This window comes from Microbacterium sp. NPDC055312 (genome assembly GCF_053645675.1).
Window position 1 is genome coordinate 183037 of record NZ_JBSHMU010000002.1, and the last position, 15401, is coordinate 198437.

Below are 15401 nucleotides of genomic sequence, written 5' to 3' on the forward strand. Positions count from 1 at the left end.
TCTCAGGACTCGGCGGGCTGCATGGGCAGGCGCGGTCCGTGGTTCCAGGCGAGGATCGCCGGCTGCTCGCGGGCGTACCCCAGCACCGACACAGACCCGGCATCCAGCGAGATCGACGCGCCGAACCGCGGCGCCTGCCGCAGGAACACCGCGGTGAGGATGCGCAGGTAGTGCCCGTGCGCGACGAGCGCGACATCTCCGGATGCCATCGCCGGCAGCACCCTGGTCAGCACGCGGGATGCCCGGGCGGCGACCTCCTCGACCGTCTCGCCCGGCGTCGCGCCGCGGATCACGCCGTGCTCGAAGGTGGTCCAGTTGTAGCCCAGCTCCGCCCGGATCTCCTTCGTGGTGCGGCCCTCGTATCCGCCGTAGTCCCACTCCACCAGCAGCGGATCGATCGCCGCCGTCAGCCCGGCGAGCTCGGCCGTGCGGCGGGCGCGCTGCAGCGGCGAGGTCAGCACGAGCCCGAAGTCGTAGCCCGTCACCAGCTCGCCCGCCGACCGGGCGAGCTCTTCGCCGTGCGGAGTGAGCGGGATGTTGGTCAGGCCGGTGTGCCGGCCGGTGCGCGACCACTCGGTCTCGCCGTGACGCAGCAGCACGAGCTTGCCCTCCGGGGCGTCCGGGGCGGGGCGATCGGGCAGCGGGTCGGTGGCATCCACGTTCTCACCGTAACCCTCGCGGCCGCGTCCGGCGCGGGCATCCGATCCTCCGCGGGATGTCAGGGGGAGAGCACGCGGGCGCTGTGCGTCAATCGGCTGCGCACGTCGAACGCCTCGTTGCCGCCGAGCACACGGGCTCCCGGAACCCCGCCGCGCAGCACCGTGCGCAGCGCGCTGCGGCGCACGACCACGACCGGCACACCGCGCACCGAGCCCAGCGGCGTGACCGCCTCGTCGAGGTCGTCGTCGGGGAGGATGAGGATCGCGCCGCCGAAGCGCACGCGCGCAGTGCGCGCCACGATCCGCATGCCGGCGAGCAGGTCGCCGATCGGTGTGGCACCGCCGACGTGGCTGCCGATGACCTCGCCCTGACGGAACCGGACGGGCCCGCCGAAATCCTCGGACATGAGTCCGTACAGCCCGGTCGGGCTGAGTACGACGTGGTCGAGCTTCGCGTCGTCGTCCTCGCCGGTGGTGACGTCGTGCCAGGCGGTGAACCCGATGCCGAGCTCCTCGATCGCCGCGGCGGTGGCCTCCTCGGCCAGCGCGTCGGCCAGCATGCGCCGCGCCTCCCACGATGCCGCGCGCACGACGAGCGGGTCGTATGCCTCGGCATCCGTCACCGCGTGACCGAGCTGGTCGGCGAGAAGATCCCGGTAGCGGCGCCGCCGCCAGGCGCCCGCCCGGCCGTGCGAGCGGCCGCGGGGGCGAGTGCCGGTCGCGCCGGGAGCCGGCCAGCGCTCCGCCCAGGACGCCTCGCCGCGGCCGCGGTCGTAGGCGGCGCGCGCCGCCGGGGTGCCGACGAGTTCCCACGCCCGCTGCACCCGCACGAACACCGCGGCGTCGCCGCCGGTGTCGGGGTGCGTCTGGCGCAGTCGCAGCCGGTAGGCGCGGCGCAGGTCGTCGTCTGAGACGGTGGCGTCGACCCCGAGCAGCTCGTACGCGGATGCCGAGAGCGGGCCGTCGAAGGTCACCATCACACGGTAGACGCTTCTAGGCTGAGGGCATGACCAAGAGCACCGTCTGGACCATCGTCGCCGTCGTCGTCTCGGTGATCATCGCGTTCTGGATCGTGAACGCCCTTTTCTCGCTGATCTGGTTCATCGCCAAACTCGCGATCGTCGCCGTCGTCGCGCTGATCGTCTTCGCGGTCATCCGCACGCTGATGGCGCGCTCCAGCGGCGATCGACGCTGAGCCTCAGCCCTGCAGGAACTCCAGCGCGGCCAGGCGGAACGCCTTCGATCCCGGCGCGTTGAAGTGGTGCCGGCCGGGGATCTCGAAGAACGTCGCCTGCGGGGCCGCCTCGGCGAGCCGCCGCGATCCCTCGAGCACGCCGTCCTTGTCACCGGTGGCGAAGAGCACCGGCTGCTGCGGGGCGTGGGCGGGGTCGGGGTCGATCGAGCGCGAATCGCGCATGCCCTCGGCCAGGGCGAGCAGCGCCTGCATGTCGTTGCCCGACACCCGCTCGGCGAGGGCGATGTAGTTCTGCGTCACGGGGTCGATGACCGGGGTGCCGTCGGCGGCGTAGCGGCGCACCTGATCGGTGTCGAGCCGGTCGAGTGGGATGCCGTCGGGAACCCCGCCGAGCACCGCCCGTGGGATGCGGTCGCCGAGATCCAGCGCCACCTGCCACCCCACACGTGCGCCGAGGGAGTAACCCGCGTACAGCGCCTCGTCGAGGAGGAACGTGTCGAGCACGGCCTCGATGTCGCGGGCGAGGTTGCGTACCGTGTACCCGGCGGAGTCGTGCGGCTTCTGGCTCGCGCCGTGCCCGCGCTGGTCGATGCCGAGCACCCGGAAGCCCTCGCGCTCGAGCATGCGCACCCAGCCGGTGTGCACCCAGGTGTCGGCCGTGCTCGACGCGAACCCGTGCACGAGAACGACGGTGGGCCCGTTATCGTCACCCCACGAGTACGTCGCGAGGGCGACGCCGTCGCCCACCTCGACGTATTGGGGCTCGGGCATCGTCGAGAGCGCGGAGAGGATGTCGACCACACCTCCATCATGCTCCTGCGCGGCGCGGTGAGCGCTGTTCTTCGAAGCCGCGCCTCAGCCCTCGGCCTGTGACGGATGGCCCGTCGTGTCGGGATCGGGCCGCGTCGGCGGGTCCTCCGGATCCTCGCCTTCGGCCTGACTGGGGTGATCGCCGCCGCCCGAGCGGCCGCTGGTGTCTGTCTCCTGCCTGCCCTCGTCGCGGGGTTCGAGGTCTTCGGTGCCGCGCTCATCGGCTGAGGCGTCGTCGTTCATCGCTCCTCCTTCATCATGAGCCGGTGACGATAGCCCGGGCATCCGGCGTGGCCCACCGGGTTGACAAGCTCAGCTGAACAGCGTCACGAGCTGGCCCTCGACGCGTCGCGACGGGTCGACCACGACCCCCTCGTCATACAGGTCGAACACGCGTGGGTCGATGTAGCTGGCGCGGGCGACGGCGGGCGTGTTCCCGAGGGCGGATGCCGCCACACGCACCGCCTGCGCGGCGGCGCGCGAGCGCGCGGTCGCCGTCGGCTTCACCCCGATCTGGGCCAGGGCGACAGCCGCCGAGATCGTGCCGTGCAGGGTTCGGAAGTCCTTCGCCGTGAAGTCCCCGCCGGTGCGGAGACGGACGTCGTCGTTGATGTCGGCCGCGCGAAGCGGATGCCACGCGGCGCGTGCCGTGTCGTCCTGCCAGCTCAGCAGCAGCGAGCGTCCGCCGCGGCGCTTGAGTCCCGCGATGAGCCCCGCGAGGTCGGCGTCGTCGATCTCGGATTCCCAGGGCTGACCGCTCTTGCCGGGAAAGCGCAACTCCACGACCCGGCCGCCGCGCACCCGTGCGTGCGATCCGCGCAGGGTGACCAGCCCGATGCTGCCGTGTGCTCTGGCGTACTGCTCCGATCCGACACGCAGCAGAGCCGAGTCGAGCATCCGGAATGCCCCCGCGAGCAGCCGGGGCCGACCGAACCCGTCGGTGCGCAGGTCGCGGGTCACGCCGCCCCGGGCGGCGGGGAGCACGTCGGCGAGCTGCAGCATGCGATCGAACTTCTCCCGCGCCATGCGCTCGTGCCAGGCCGGGTGGTAGATGTACTGACGCCGGCCGGCGGCATCGATCCCGGTCGCGAGGATGTGCCCGTTCGCGTAGGGGCACATCCACACGTCGCTCCACGCCGGCGGCACGACGAGCTCGCGCAGCCGCGCGAGCATTGCCGGGTCGTCGACCGCGGTCCCGTCGGCCGCGAGAAACCGGTATCCGCGGCCGTGACGCACGCGCCGGATGCCGGGGGCGTGCGGATCGCTTCGACGCAGGCGGGTCATGCATCCGGACTACCCAACCCGACCGGTCGCGGGCAAGCCCCTGGCGGCGCGACATGGAAACGAATACTCCCGCCGTGACGACCCGGTCGAAACGATTCGATACACTGGGTGAGCGGCGCCGTGACGATCCACGGTGCCGCCGTCTTTTCGCCGGCATCCCTCGTCCCCCGGATCATCATGGCCACCACCCTCATCACCGGCCGCCCCTGGCGCGTCATCCTGCTCTTCTCCGTGCCTCTGCTCATCGGCAACGTTGTGCAGCAGCTCTACCAGTTCGTCGACACGATCGTCGTCGGACGACAGCTCGGCGTCGACTCGCTGGCCGCGGTCGGCGCGACCGGCGCCTTGATCTTCCTCATCATCGGCTTCGCGTGGGGTCTCGCCAGCGGCTTCGCGATTCCCACCGCGCAGGCGTTCGGCGCGGGGGATGCCCGAGGCGTGAGCCGCTCGGTCGCCACGGGCACTGTGCTCACCGCGGTCACCAGCCTGATCCTGACCGTGCTCGGGCCGCTCATCGCGCGCCCGTTCCTCGAGCTGCTGCAGACACCGCCCGAGCTCCTCGCCGAGGCGACGACGTTCACGCAGGTGACGTTCATCGGCGGCAGCACGATCATGTTCTTCAACTACCTGGCGGCCATCATCCGCGCGATCGGCGACTCGACGACGCCGCTGGTGTTCCTCACCATCTCGTGCGGGCTGAACGTCGGCCTCGTCATCCTCATGGTCGGACCGCTGGGCTGGGGTGTCGCCGGCGCGGCCCTGGCCACGGTGATCGCGCAGGCCATCTCGGTGCTGCTCTGCCTCGGATACCTGTGGCGGAAGCTGCCCGTGCTGCACGTGCACCGCGACGACTGGAGGGTGCGTCGTGCCGACGCCCTTGAGCACCTCAGGCTCGGCCTGCCGATGGGCTTCCAGGCCTCGATCATCGCGATCGGCACCCTCACCGTGCAGGTGGCGCTGAACAGGCTCGGCGCTGAGGAGGTCGCGGCGTACACCGCTGCTTCCCGCATCGACGGCCTCGCCGTCGCGCTGCTCGCCTCGCTGGGGCTCGCGTCGTCGATGTACGCCGCGCAGAACCTCGGCGCTCGTCGCCCCGACCGCATCCGGCGGGGCACGATCCAGGCGCTGTGGATGGCGATCGCCACCTCGGTGCTGCTCGGCGTGATCATGATCGCGTTCGGCGCCTCGGTGGTGCGGCTGTTCGTCGGCGACGGCTCCGAGCGGGTCGTCGACCTCGCCCACCAGATGCTCATCATCAACGGCGTGAGCTACGCGGCCCTCGGTGTGCTGTTCGTGCTGCGTGGTGTGCTGCAGGGTGTCGGCCGGGTCGCCATCCCCACCATCACGGGCGTGGTCGAGCTGATCGCACGGGTGATCGCCGCCGTCGCGCTGGGCGCGGTCTGGGGCTTCGCGGGCGTCGCGCTCAGCAATCCGCTCGCGTGGATCGGCGCGGTCGTGATCCTCGTGCCGGCCTACCTCTCGGCGCACCGGGCGTTCAGTCGCATGCCGGTCGAGCCGATCGAGACGACCCTCACGACGCCCATCCCGGTGATCGGTCCGACGGAGGGGTCGCGGATGGTGGATGCCGTGTTCACCGCCCCCGTGCCCGTCGTCGTCGGCCGGTTGAGCGCGCTGCGACTTCCCCGGAGGGGGCGGCGGACGCGCTGAGTGACCGCCTGCGGGAGATGCGCGCGGGTCATCCGTCAGGATGATGCCGAATCGTTCCCCGGGGCGATGCCCAAACGGGATCTTCGCGCGTAACGTGGCTGGCACGAGCACGCCGCGACGCGGGGTGCGGATGACCGGGGGGTCGGGGACATGTCCAGTCTTGCAATGGCCAACGCGTTGGCAGCAGTGCTCGTGCCGATCGGCAGTGCGGGTGCGGTTCTCGCCGTCGTCTGCGCGCTCGTGACCGCCTTCGCGCTCGCGCGCGGCGCGGCCGGGCTGGCAGGGGGCGGCGTGGGCGTCTGGATCCTGGGGGCCCTGCTGAGTCTGTGCGCATCGTTCGCCACGGTGTGGACGCCGGTGTTCGTGTCGCTGGGCGCGCTCGCCGCGGCCTTCGTGATCGGGGGTCTCGCGCGGACGCTGCTGCGCGGCATCCGCCGCTCGCACACCGAGGCGGCCGTCGCGGCCCCGTCGGTCGAACCCGCACCGGAGCCGGCGAAGGCGAGCGCGTCGCGCACGACGGGGCGCAGCGCGCCGGCGCGCACCGTCGGCGATTCCGTGCGCGTCGCCTCCTGACCCCTCGGGTTTCGCTCGCGTGATCGGGCGTGTCTTTGTGGATCATAAACAGAAACTGAGTGTCACCGAGTAGGGAACTTGGTGTCGGGATTCAAGGTACCGTCGCGGCTGAGCATCCGCCCATACGCTCACCGAGGGCGACGAGGCCCCCCGACCCTGGAGTGCTCAATGACGAGTGGTACCCCTCACGCGCACGGAATCGGCATGCGCGTCTTGGTCATCGTGCTCAGCATCATGCTGGCCGCGATGGTGTTCCTGTATTTCGCGACGACCGGCCGCATCGCCGCCGGTGCCGCCGAGCTCGCCGACGGATCGTCGGTCGCGCACGACGGCTCGACGCAGCTGGCGACCGGTGCGACCACGCTCGCCGACGGCGCCGGTGAGCTCGCCGACGGCACCTCCGCTCTCGCGCAGGGCGCGACGGATGCCGACGCCGGCGCGACAAAGCTCAGCGAAGGAGCCGCGAGCGCCGCGACCGGCGCGCAGACCCTCGCCGACGGAGCCACCTCGCTGAGCGCCGGTGCCTCGAGCGCCGCGGTCGGAGCCGCCAAACTCGACGCCGGCGCCTCCTCGGCGTACGGCGGTGCCCTCAAGCTCTCGGGCGGCGCGAGCAGCGCCCACGCGGGCGCGCAGAAGCTCGCCGGCGGTGCGCAGGAACTGACATCGAAGTCCGCGGAGCTCGCGACGGGCGCGGCCGACGTGATGAACGGCGCCAGAACGCTGAACGCGGGTGCGAGCGAACTCGTTGCGGGAACCGCGGGCGCTCACACGATCGCAGGCGAGGTGCTCGGCGGGGCGAAGACGCTGAGCACCGAGCTCTCCAAGGGAGTGACCGCTGACGTGACCGTGCTCGCGGACCCCGCGACGCTGACGGCGCTCACCGGCCTCGCGACCTCCGCATCCGACAACTCCAAGACGCTCGCCGAGAAGCTCAAGGCGCTCTCGGACGCCACTCCCGCCGACGCCAACCTGAAGACGCTCGCAGCTCTCGCGGCCGGTGTCAACCAGCAGGTCACCGCGATGTCGGGTCCGACCGTTGCGGCTCCCAAGCTCGCGAAGGGTCTGACCGACGCATCCGCCGGCGCCACCAAGGTCCTCGGCGGGGCGAACCTCCTGGTGAACGGCGGAGAGGTCACGCGCGATGGAGCCACGATCCCGTGGCCGGGAACAGGCGTTGTCGCCGAGGGGGCCTCGAAGCTGAAGGCGGGGGGAGACCAGCTCGTCGCCGGTACCTCCGCCGTCGCATCTGGCGCTGCCCGGCTGTCGGCGGGCGCCGGAACACTGGCCGCGGGCGCGGGCGATCTGCGTGACGGCACGGGCAAGCTCTCGACCGGAGCGAACGATCTCACCACCGGACTCGGCACCCTGTCATCCGGGGCCGGCCAGTTGAACACCGGCGCGCAGAACCTCAGCGCCGGAGCCGCCAAGCTCGACGCCGGTGCGGGAGACCTCGCCGCCGGCACGTCGACGCTCAGCACCGGGGCATCCGACCTCAGTGCCGGCGTCACCAAGCTCTCCGACGGCGCTGCCGCGGTCGACGAGGGCACCGCGAAGCTGGCCGCCGGTGGCGGCGAGCTGTCGGGCGGGGCCGGAGAGCTCCGTGACGGCAACGGCAAGCTCGCGGCCGGCTCCGTGCAGCTCGCGTCGGCGACCGCGGGCGCGGCGCCGTCGACGCTGCCCTGGATGCTCGGCCTGGGACTCGTCGGGCTCATCGCCATCGGCTTCTGGGTCGGTCACCGCATCAGCCACCGTCGCACGGTCGCGGCCGGGTAGCGACCCGGGCCGGCCTCCACGGGCCGCGGCCGGAAGACGCTCATCCATGATGCGTCCGACGGCCGCGGCCCGTTCGCCTGCGCGATGGCCGCTCGGACGCCCCGCGCCGCGCTGCGGGGTCGATTGTGTACGGTTTTCCGCCGCGAAGCCGTACGAAACTGACCTCGGATGCCCCGAGCCCGGCCACGAAGTGCGGCCGGCGCATCGCGGCTTGAAGAGCCGCCAGGCTAGCCAGCCGTGGCTGCAGTTCGTCCAGCAGGATGACCGAGGCGAGCTGACGCTTCTTGCGATCAGCGAGTGCTCGCGGCCAAGAGCAGGTGGATGGAGAGAACCCGCCGCGGATCGCTCAGCGGCAGTCCGAGCACCTGCGCCCGCCGCAACCGCTGTTGCAGCGTGTTCCGATGAAGTCCCAGCGCGGCCGCCGCCCTGGACACCGAACCCTGATGCGCCAGATACGCGGTGACGCTCGCGGTCAGCTGTGCGGCATCCGGCTCGGCGACGAAGCGGGGGTACGCGAGACCCAGCAACTGCTCGGCGAGCGAGGGTGGCAACAACCGCGGTACGAGCTCGTCGTCGATGGCGTCGAACTCAAGAAACGGGCGCGTCGCGCTGGCGACCCGGGCCGTCAGCCACGCCTCGTGCACGCTGGCCGCAGCTTCTGCGGCACCTTCGTGCCTGCGGGAGGCCCCCACCCGGACTCCGAGGAGGTGCAGTGGCGCGAAGCCGGAGAGCGCGTGCATGGTCTCCGCGCCGTCGAGGGCGTCAGCGGACGCCGGTACGAATGCGAACCAGCCCTCGGTGAAGCGTGTGAGCGGGATCTCGCCGAACTCCGAGAGCCAAGCCTCGTGCACGGCGCTGGAGAGACGGGACGCATCATCTGAGAGCACGCAGACTCCGCGGTATTCGCCCTGGATCGGCCACGCCGGGTTCTCTACGGCGACTACCTCGGGGCCGTCGATCGTCGCCATGGGCGCCGCCCCCGTGAGCGCGGTCGCCGACAGGAGGGGGAGGGATGCGCGGATCGCGGCGAGGCGCGACTCGGCAAGCAGCGCTTTGACCGTGGGCGCGATGGCCCGCAGGAGCTGTGCGGCCGCATCGACCTGCGAGTGATGCACCGTGGCCGTCAGCAGATCGCCGCTGGAGCCGGAAGCGTCCACGGCCACGCGTACGCGATGGGATCCGGCACCGGGCGCCGGGCGGTGTTCGACGCCCGGTGCGTCAGCATGCGGGGAGGCGGTATGGAGCCCGCTCTCCGTCTCGACTCGCACGGCCGCGCCGGCCAGCTCGTCCGAGGTCAGGCGGAGCACGTCTTCGAGGCGGGGCTGGCGGGAGACGCGGTCGACGAAGGCCTGGATCCTCGTGATGGCGCCCGCGCGCGACAAGCCGATCTGCTCGGCGAGCTCCAATGCGAGCGGAACGATCTCGCTGCTGGTGCTCAGCAGGCTGATACCGAGCCGTCTGGCGAGCTCGACGGCCCCACTCGTGGACGCCTGCGCCGGCACGACCAGCGCGCAGGCCCGTCGTTCCCATGCGTAGCGCAGCGCGGTCGAGATCGTCCAGCCGCCATGTGCCACCTCGGCCGTGAGGAGGATGATCGTGTCCGGCCCCACTGAGGCGATGCCATCGATGTCGCTCACCACGACGAGGTCGCGCACCTGATCGAGAGACGGGACGACATGCAGGAAGGTGAGATCCGACGATTCGCGCTGTGCGACCAGCTCGGCGAGGCTTGGCGAGACAGCAGGTGGCGTCATGCTCGCCTCCCCTCGCGCCGCGAGGCGGAGACGTCATGTGCCTCGGGGCTGACCAGCTGCAGGCCCTCGGGCGTGTACCAGCGGGCTGCGCCGGGGAGGATCACGATGTCGAGCGTGTTCCCCACCCACAGATCTTCGAGGCTGGCGACACTGGCGGTGAGGGGGTCGAGCAGGGTGATGATGTCGGGCATCGCCCCTTCCACGACCCCGTCGACGAGCACCATGAGCAGCTCGTTCTGGATCTCGAGCTGCACGATCTTCCCTTGCTCCTCCTCGATGAGCACGACGCTCGAAGGGCGGTCCGGCTGGCCGGGGGAGGAGGGGCGGGACAATCCCGCGACGTCGCTGACGCGGGCGTGGATGATGCGAGAGACCCCCTCGTGCCGTCGGAGCTGGTCGTACTTGGTGCTCGTCTCGTCGTCGGAGTCGAGGATTCTTCCGATGCGGAGCAGACGAGACATGCTGCCCAGCAGGCCGTGCTGACGCAACTCCGAGCCGCGCATCGGATAGAGAGCCGTCGCGCTCCATCCGCCGAACTCCGACGCGAGCGAGCGCACCAGCCGTTCGACGCGCAGTGGGTCCGTCACGTCCAGAACGGCGGACTCGCCCAGCGGCCCCGTCGCCGCCACCGGTCCGGCAGGCAGGCCCGCGAGGGTGAACACCGATTGGTGCAGCAGCGGGAAGACGCGGCCCTGCGGGTCGGCGTCGATGACCGGCACATCCACCTGCATCGCGGTGAGGACCGGCACGAGGGCGTTCACGTTCGCCCCCGCGAGCGGAATGATGCCACCAGCGCGTTCCCCGAGTTCGCGCTCGAGCAGACGCAGGCTGCGCACGAACTCGTCGCCTGCCGGGCGCAGATCGGAGAGCGGCAGGCCGTTGTTCACGAAGCCGAGGGCGACCACCAGGGCGTCGTCCTCGAGATCTCGGACGTCACGGAGCTCGGCCGCCGCGTCGTGCGCGCGCATGTACCCGAGAGCGCGTTCGGTCTGCTCCGTGCACCAGAGTGGGTCCACGGAGCAGGCGAGGAAGAGGGCACCTTTGCGGATGTGCTGCAGATCTTCGGCACTCAGTCTCATCGAGATCCCCCTCCCTGGGCGACGGCGTGGTCACCGAGGACGTGCGGCCGCGGAGAGTCGCCGGCGATCCCTCTCACCCGCACGGCGACGACGTTCGCGGTCTCGTACGCGGTGGTCTCGACCCGCGACTCCACGATTCTGGTCTGAGACGGTGGAGCTCCTGCATCGATCAGACGAGCCGTCACGCGGGCCTCGCCGAGAGCCAACTCTCTCGTCATCTCCTCGGGGTTGGCGACACGGATGAACCGATTGATCCACTCCGTGTGGAAGGTGCAGGCGGCGCCGAATGCGCGCAGGTCGTACGCTACCCGCGACATCGGTCCGGAAACAGGTCCCGCGAGTTCGGCATCCGCTTGCACGACCATCGCGAGAGGGCGCCCAGCGTTCGAGGGCGACCTGAGACGGTCGCCTACGGTCGCAGGGTCGACGGGGTGGGTGTTCGCGGACTGCGTGGCGAGCCGACCGACGGGCGAGCGGGCGGCGAACGGCGTCACCGCGGGTACCCCGTTGAGCATCTCCCCCGAGAGTAACGCGCCGTCACTGCTGTAGATCAGCTGGCCGTCGGCGACGCCCACGACTGCCGCCGCGCCGACGAGCTCGGCTGCTCGCCCGGACAGGAGCGAGTGCACCGGAGCGACTGAGAGCCGGGAGAGAGGCGCCCGTCCGCCGTCGTTCGTGGCCACGTAGAGCCTCGCTCGCGGCACAGCCTCACCGGCCACGAGAGCGAGTGTCGTGCCAAGGGCCTCCGCCTGCGGCAGCAGCGCCTGATTCACCAGCGCTGTGCGCTCGCGAGTGGCGAAGGAGCTGCTGTGAAACGAGCGAGAGCTCTCGACCTTCACCGTGAGGGGAGAGCCGGAGAGCAGCTGCTCTGCCCGGATCTCATGCTGTGGATGCGCCAGAGACCCGACGCTCGTGATCACGTAGCGTGTGGGTCGATCCCGGGAGGCTGCGAGCGCTGCGAGGGCTTCGAGATCGAGTCTCGCCAGCTCTTCTCCCAGCGCATTGTGCCCGCCCCGCACATGCGTGACATCCGCCCCCTCGAATGAACGCAGATCGGTGGCCAGCTCATGCTCGACGTCGATCGGAGGACGCGGGGCGATGCGGACGACCGTGATGGACGGCGCGGGGTTCGTGCTCAGGGCGGCGCTCACGTCGAACACGACGGTGTCGGGTGAGTCGGCCTGTGCATCGCCTCGTCGCAGGAGCCTCGGGAACAGGCGCGTCAGCGCGCGGGAGTAGTCGAACTCCCGCACGGGCTCGCGTGCCTCGTGCACTTGTCCGTCCTGCACCCGCACCCCGACGATCGCCGTGGGGGACACGGAGACACCGAAGAGCATCGGCTCTCACCTCCTTTGGTTCGTCGAGCGCTGCCTCTGCGGTGAGGGCATGCATCGCTTCCACCATGATGCACGCAGTCCTGCAGGGGAGATGTGCAAAGCGCTGCTTTCGCGATGTTGCAGGCGGATAGATTTCGCGTATCAGCCCGCTCGAGTGCGGGACTGGGACACGAAGAGGTGCACCAGGAATGGCTGGATCACCTCACCGACGCCGCATCGCCCCGCCGCGCCCGAGCGCTCAGGCGTTGCGAGTGAGAAGAACGGAGAACAGCTGTGACGAAGATACTGTGGATCAATCCATTGGGAAGTGACGAGTTCGACCTGCCCATCGCCGATGCGCTCGCCACTGAGTCAGACGCACGCATCGACGTCGCCTCCCTGAGCGAGGGTCCGAGGAACCTGGACTACAACTCGTCGGCAGCGGTCGTCGCGAAGGAGACGCTGGGCGTGATCCGATGGGCCGAGGAAGAGTCCTACGACGCGGCGATCATCGGCTGCTTCTACGACCCATATCTGCGCGCTGCTCGCGAGATCACGACCGACCTGGTGGTCGCCGCGCCCGCGGAGTCGTCGCTGCGACTCGCGTCGACACTAGGAGACAGCTACTCGATCCTGGTGGGCGGCCGGAAGAACGTCCCCGAGATGCACGAGAACGTGGTGCGCTACGGCCACGAGAACAAGCTCGCCTCATTCCGGGTCCTCGGCATCGGCGTGAACGGCTATCAGGGCGATCTGGAGACCACCAGACGCCGGATGTTCGAGGAGGCCAGGGCGGCGGTGGAAGAGGATCGCGCCGACGCGATCGTGCTCGGATGCACGGCACAGTTCGGCCTGTACCGGGAGCTGCAGGACGAGTTGCAGGTGCCGGTCATCGATTCCGCCGTCGCGGCGCTGCGCTACGCCGAGTTCCTCGTTGACGCGAGGGAGCGGAACGGCTGGCGGGTGAGCAAGGCGAGCGGTTTCGAGGCGCCGCCGAGCGGGGAGCTCCAGCAGTGGATTCCTGCTGTGCGACCAGAACGGCTGATTGTGAGAAACGAATGGAGAGAGCTGTGAAGACGAAGACGATGACCTTCCTGGCCGTTGCGTCAGCAAGTGCGCTGGTGCTCGCCGGATGCGCCGACACCGGGGCGGGGAGTGGGAAGAGCGCCGGTACGAGTGTCGCGGTGCTTCTCGCGTCGACGCAGAACGCGTACAACCAGGCGGTTCTCGCCGGTGTCGAGGAAGTTGCAAAGGAGGCCGGAGTCGAACTGAAGGTCCTGGACGGGCAGTTCGATTCGAACGTTCAGCTCTCGCAGCTGGAGAACCTCCAGGCGAGTCAGTTCGACGGTGTCGTCGTGCTGCCCAACGACGGCGTGAGCCTCGCCTCCGCGTTTCCTCTCGCGGGGGATCTGCCGGTCGTGACGGTGACGAACCCCATCGGCCCCGACATCCTCGCCATGGAGTCGCAGGTCGAGGGCGTGATCTCCACAGTCGGCATCTCGCCCGACCTCATCGGCCAGACCCAGGCCGAGGACGTCGTCGAGTACTGTGCGGATCGCGACCCCTGCAAGGTCGTGCAGGTGGTCGGCTTCACGACCGCTCCGCTCGACGTCGCCATCCTCGCGGCGTACGAGCGAGTCCTCGGCAAGCATGACAACATCGAGGTCGTCGGAACCGTGGAGGGGGAGTACGACCGAGACAAAGCGCTGACGGCGGTGACGAACGTGCTGCAGGCGAACCCCGATGTCGACGTCTTCCTCTCGAACACCGACCAGCAGACGTCCGGTATCGTCGTGGCACTCGAAGCGGCAGGTGTAGACCCGGGGGAGCGATACGTGACCGGGACCGGAGGCACGACCGAGGCGATCGACGGAGTCCGGGCGGGCACCTGGAAGAGCACCTACGCTGCGTTCCCTGTTCAGCGGGGGGCGGCGGCGCTGACACAGCTTCTCAACCACCTCGCGGGCGAGAGCGTCGAGGAGTCGGTGAACGCGGACGAGCTCGGCAGCATCCCCGCGTGGATCACCGCCGATGTGCTGGCACGGAACGAGGACTTCCAGAGCGACTGGAACGGCTAGAAGCCGGCGGGCACGGCAGCGCGCGGTGAAGCGCGTGCGGCGACGGCGGATCCGACCGTCTGCGCGGGAACGCGGTGCGGCGCTTAGCGTCGAGGCGGCACAAAGGCGGCGCGACGTAGACTGGTCGGGTCACCGATCTGAGGACTCTCATGCCCGCCGCTTCCCGCTCGCGCACCGCGCGTCCCGCTCCGGGGCGCCCCTTCACCGTGCGCTCCGTGCAGCTCGCGCGTGCCGTGATGGCGGCCGTCGCCGCCCTCATGATCACGTTCTCTCCCGATCACTCCGCCGCCGTCGGCCTGTCGGTGTTCGGCGGGTTCGCGATCGTCACCTCTCTCGTGCTGATCGTCGCCGCGATCGTCGTGCACCGCGCGGGCCAGCGCTGGCCGTCGGTGCTGATGGGCGCGATCACCCTCGTTCTCGGCATGGCCGCGAGCATCCCGACCTGGCGCACCGACGCGCTGTTCTTCGTGCTCGTGATCACATGGGCGGCGCTGACGGGTCTCGTCGAGCTGATCTCGGGCATCCGGACGCGCGGCCAGGACGGCTCTCGCGACGCCATCACCATCGGCGCGCTGGGACTGCTGCTGGCGGCGCTGCTGCTGCTCGTCCCCGCCGGATTCGTGCAGGACTACACCGTCGAGGGACACGCCATGTCGCTCACCGGCATCATCATCGGCGTGGGACTGTTCGGCGGGTACGCCGCGATCGTGGCGGTGTTCCTCGGCATCGCCGGGCTCGCGCCCGCCGCGAAGAGCACGGCGACCGGTGAGAAGACTGCCGGGGCCGACCGCCTGGCCGACCACGGAGGAGAGGCATGACCGACAACAAGCCGACGCGCAAAGAGATCCTGCGCCCGCTGCACCTCGTGGGCATCGCCCTCGCCGCCGGCGTCTTCGCGACCGTCGTGACCCTGGTCTCGACCGGCGCCTTCACCGAGCGCGTGAACATGTCCATCGCCAAGGGCACCTACGAGGGCCTCACCCCCGTCGGCCTGGGTCTCGTCGTCGGCGGCGCCTCGTTCATCGTCACCCTGCTCGGGCTCGCCATGCTCATGCTCGCGATCGACCCGGCCGACGTGACCAAGACCATCGATCGGCCGGTGCTCTTCGACGCCGACCCGTCGTCGCCCGAGTCCGACGGCGGCCCGACCGGCGCGCCGAAGAGCGGTGAGCGTCCGGATGCCGGTGACGGGCCGGCCACGGCATCCTGACC

At 70.3% G+C, this 15401-nt stretch carries 16 protein-coding genes; 8 read left to right on the plus strand and 8 right to left on the minus strand.

Annotated elements, in window-relative coordinates; all coding sequences use genetic code 11:
• Positions 1-2: 2 nt before the first annotated feature.
• Together ACWIDW_RS05235 and ACWIDW_RS05240 are read right to left on the minus strand one after the other, a co-directional pair.
• Positions 3-659 (minus strand): histidine phosphatase family protein, encoded by a 657-nt coding sequence (locus tag ACWIDW_RS05235; protein WP_454123540.1) that lies wholly within the window; start codon positions 657-659, stop codon positions 3-5.
• A gap of 59 nt (positions 660-718) precedes the next feature.
• Complete coding sequence (locus tag ACWIDW_RS05240) at positions 719-1633, minus strand: J domain-containing protein (protein ID WP_454123541.1); 915 nt, start codon at positions 1631-1633, stop codon at positions 719-721.
• A 32-nt stretch (positions 1634-1665) separates the two neighbouring features.
• Here ACWIDW_RS05240 and ACWIDW_RS05245 point away from each other — a divergent pair, with 32 nt between their 5' ends.
• Positions 1666-1854 carry a hypothetical protein gene (locus tag ACWIDW_RS05245; protein ID WP_454123542.1) on the plus strand — a complete coding sequence of 63 codons (189 nt, stop codon included), beginning with the start codon at positions 1666-1668 and terminating at the stop codon, positions 1852-1854.
• A 3-nt stretch (positions 1855-1857) separates the two neighbouring features.
• On the opposite strand, the gene ACWIDW_RS05250 is transcribed toward ACWIDW_RS05245, so the two are convergent.
• The 3 genes from ACWIDW_RS05250 to ACWIDW_RS05260 form a co-directional block, all read right to left on the minus strand.
• Positions 1858-2625 carry an alpha/beta fold hydrolase gene (locus ACWIDW_RS05250; protein WP_454124485.1) on the minus strand — a complete coding sequence of 256 codons (768 nt, stop codon included), beginning with the start codon at positions 2623-2625 and terminating at the stop codon, positions 1858-1860.
• A gap of 84 nt (positions 2626-2709) precedes the next feature.
• On the minus strand, positions 2710-2907 hold the full coding sequence (locus tag ACWIDW_RS05255) for a hypothetical protein (RefSeq protein ID WP_452321847.1): 198 nt from the start codon (positions 2905-2907) through the stop codon (positions 2710-2712).
• A 69-nt stretch (positions 2908-2976) separates the two neighbouring features.
• Positions 2977-3948, minus strand: coding sequence for a DNA topoisomerase IB (locus ACWIDW_RS05260; protein WP_454123544.1), 972 nt, complete (start codon positions 3946-3948; stop codon positions 2977-2979).
• A gap of 177 nt (positions 3949-4125) precedes the next feature.
• Here ACWIDW_RS05260 and ACWIDW_RS05265 point away from each other — a divergent pair, with 177 nt between their 5' ends.
• The 3 genes from ACWIDW_RS05265 to ACWIDW_RS05275 all read left to right on the plus strand — a co-directional run bounded on the left by ACWIDW_RS05265 (position 4126) and on the right by ACWIDW_RS05275 (position 7962).
• Entirely contained in the window at positions 4126-5616 is a 1491-nt protein-coding gene (locus ACWIDW_RS05265) for an MATE family efflux transporter (RefSeq protein ID WP_454124487.1), read from the plus strand.
• A 165-nt stretch (positions 5617-5781) separates the two neighbouring features.
• Positions 5782-6189, plus strand: coding sequence for a hypothetical protein (locus ACWIDW_RS05270; RefSeq protein WP_454123546.1), 408 nt, complete (start codon positions 5782-5784; stop codon positions 6187-6189).
• Positions 6190-6393: 204 nt separating this feature from the next.
• Entirely contained in the window at positions 6394-7962 is a 1569-nt protein-coding gene (locus ACWIDW_RS05275; protein WP_454123548.1) for a hypothetical protein, read from the plus strand.
• A gap of 290 nt (positions 7963-8252) precedes the next feature.
• Here ACWIDW_RS05275 and ACWIDW_RS05280 read toward each other — a convergent pair whose 3' ends face one another.
• Genes ACWIDW_RS05280 through ACWIDW_RS05290 form a run of 3 tightly spaced genes read right to left on the minus strand, consistent with a single transcriptional unit; the run spans position 8253 to position 12114 of the window.
• Positions 8253-9716, minus strand: coding sequence for a PucR family transcriptional regulator (locus ACWIDW_RS05280; RefSeq protein WP_454123550.1), 1464 nt, complete (start codon positions 9714-9716; stop codon positions 8253-8255).
• Entirely contained in the window at positions 9713-10795 is a 1083-nt protein-coding gene (locus ACWIDW_RS05285) for a DUF917 domain-containing protein (protein WP_454123552.1), read from the minus strand. The genes ACWIDW_RS05280 and ACWIDW_RS05285 overlap by 4 nt, the downstream gene beginning before the upstream one ends.
• Entirely contained in the window at positions 10792-12114 is a 1323-nt protein-coding gene (locus ACWIDW_RS05290; RefSeq protein WP_454123554.1) for a hypothetical protein, read from the minus strand. Before ACWIDW_RS05290 ends, ACWIDW_RS05285 begins: the two co-directional genes overlap by 4 nt.
• A gap of 291 nt (positions 12115-12405) precedes the next feature.
• Between ACWIDW_RS05290 and ACWIDW_RS05295 the strand changes: the two genes are divergently transcribed.
• From ACWIDW_RS05295 to ACWIDW_RS05310, 4 genes are all read left to right on the plus strand, one after another.
• Positions 12406-13185, plus strand: a complete 780-nt coding sequence (locus ACWIDW_RS05295) for an aspartate/glutamate racemase family protein (protein ID WP_454123555.1) — start codon at positions 12406-12408, stop codon at positions 13183-13185.
• Complete coding sequence (locus ACWIDW_RS05300; RefSeq protein ID WP_454123557.1) at positions 13182-14189, plus strand: sugar ABC transporter substrate-binding protein; 1008 nt, start codon at positions 13182-13184, stop codon at positions 14187-14189. The genes ACWIDW_RS05295 and ACWIDW_RS05300 overlap by 4 nt, the downstream gene beginning before the upstream one ends.
• Before the next feature lie 149 nt (positions 14190-14338).
• On the plus strand, positions 14339-15007 hold the full coding sequence (locus ACWIDW_RS05305) for an acyl-CoA synthetase (RefSeq protein WP_454123558.1): 669 nt from the start codon (positions 14339-14341) through the stop codon (positions 15005-15007).
• On the plus strand, positions 15004-15399 hold the full coding sequence (locus tag ACWIDW_RS05310; protein WP_454123560.1) for a hypothetical protein: 396 nt from the start codon (positions 15004-15006) through the stop codon (positions 15397-15399). Before ACWIDW_RS05305 ends, ACWIDW_RS05310 begins: the two co-directional genes overlap by 4 nt.
• Positions 15400-15401 lie beyond the last annotated feature (2 nt).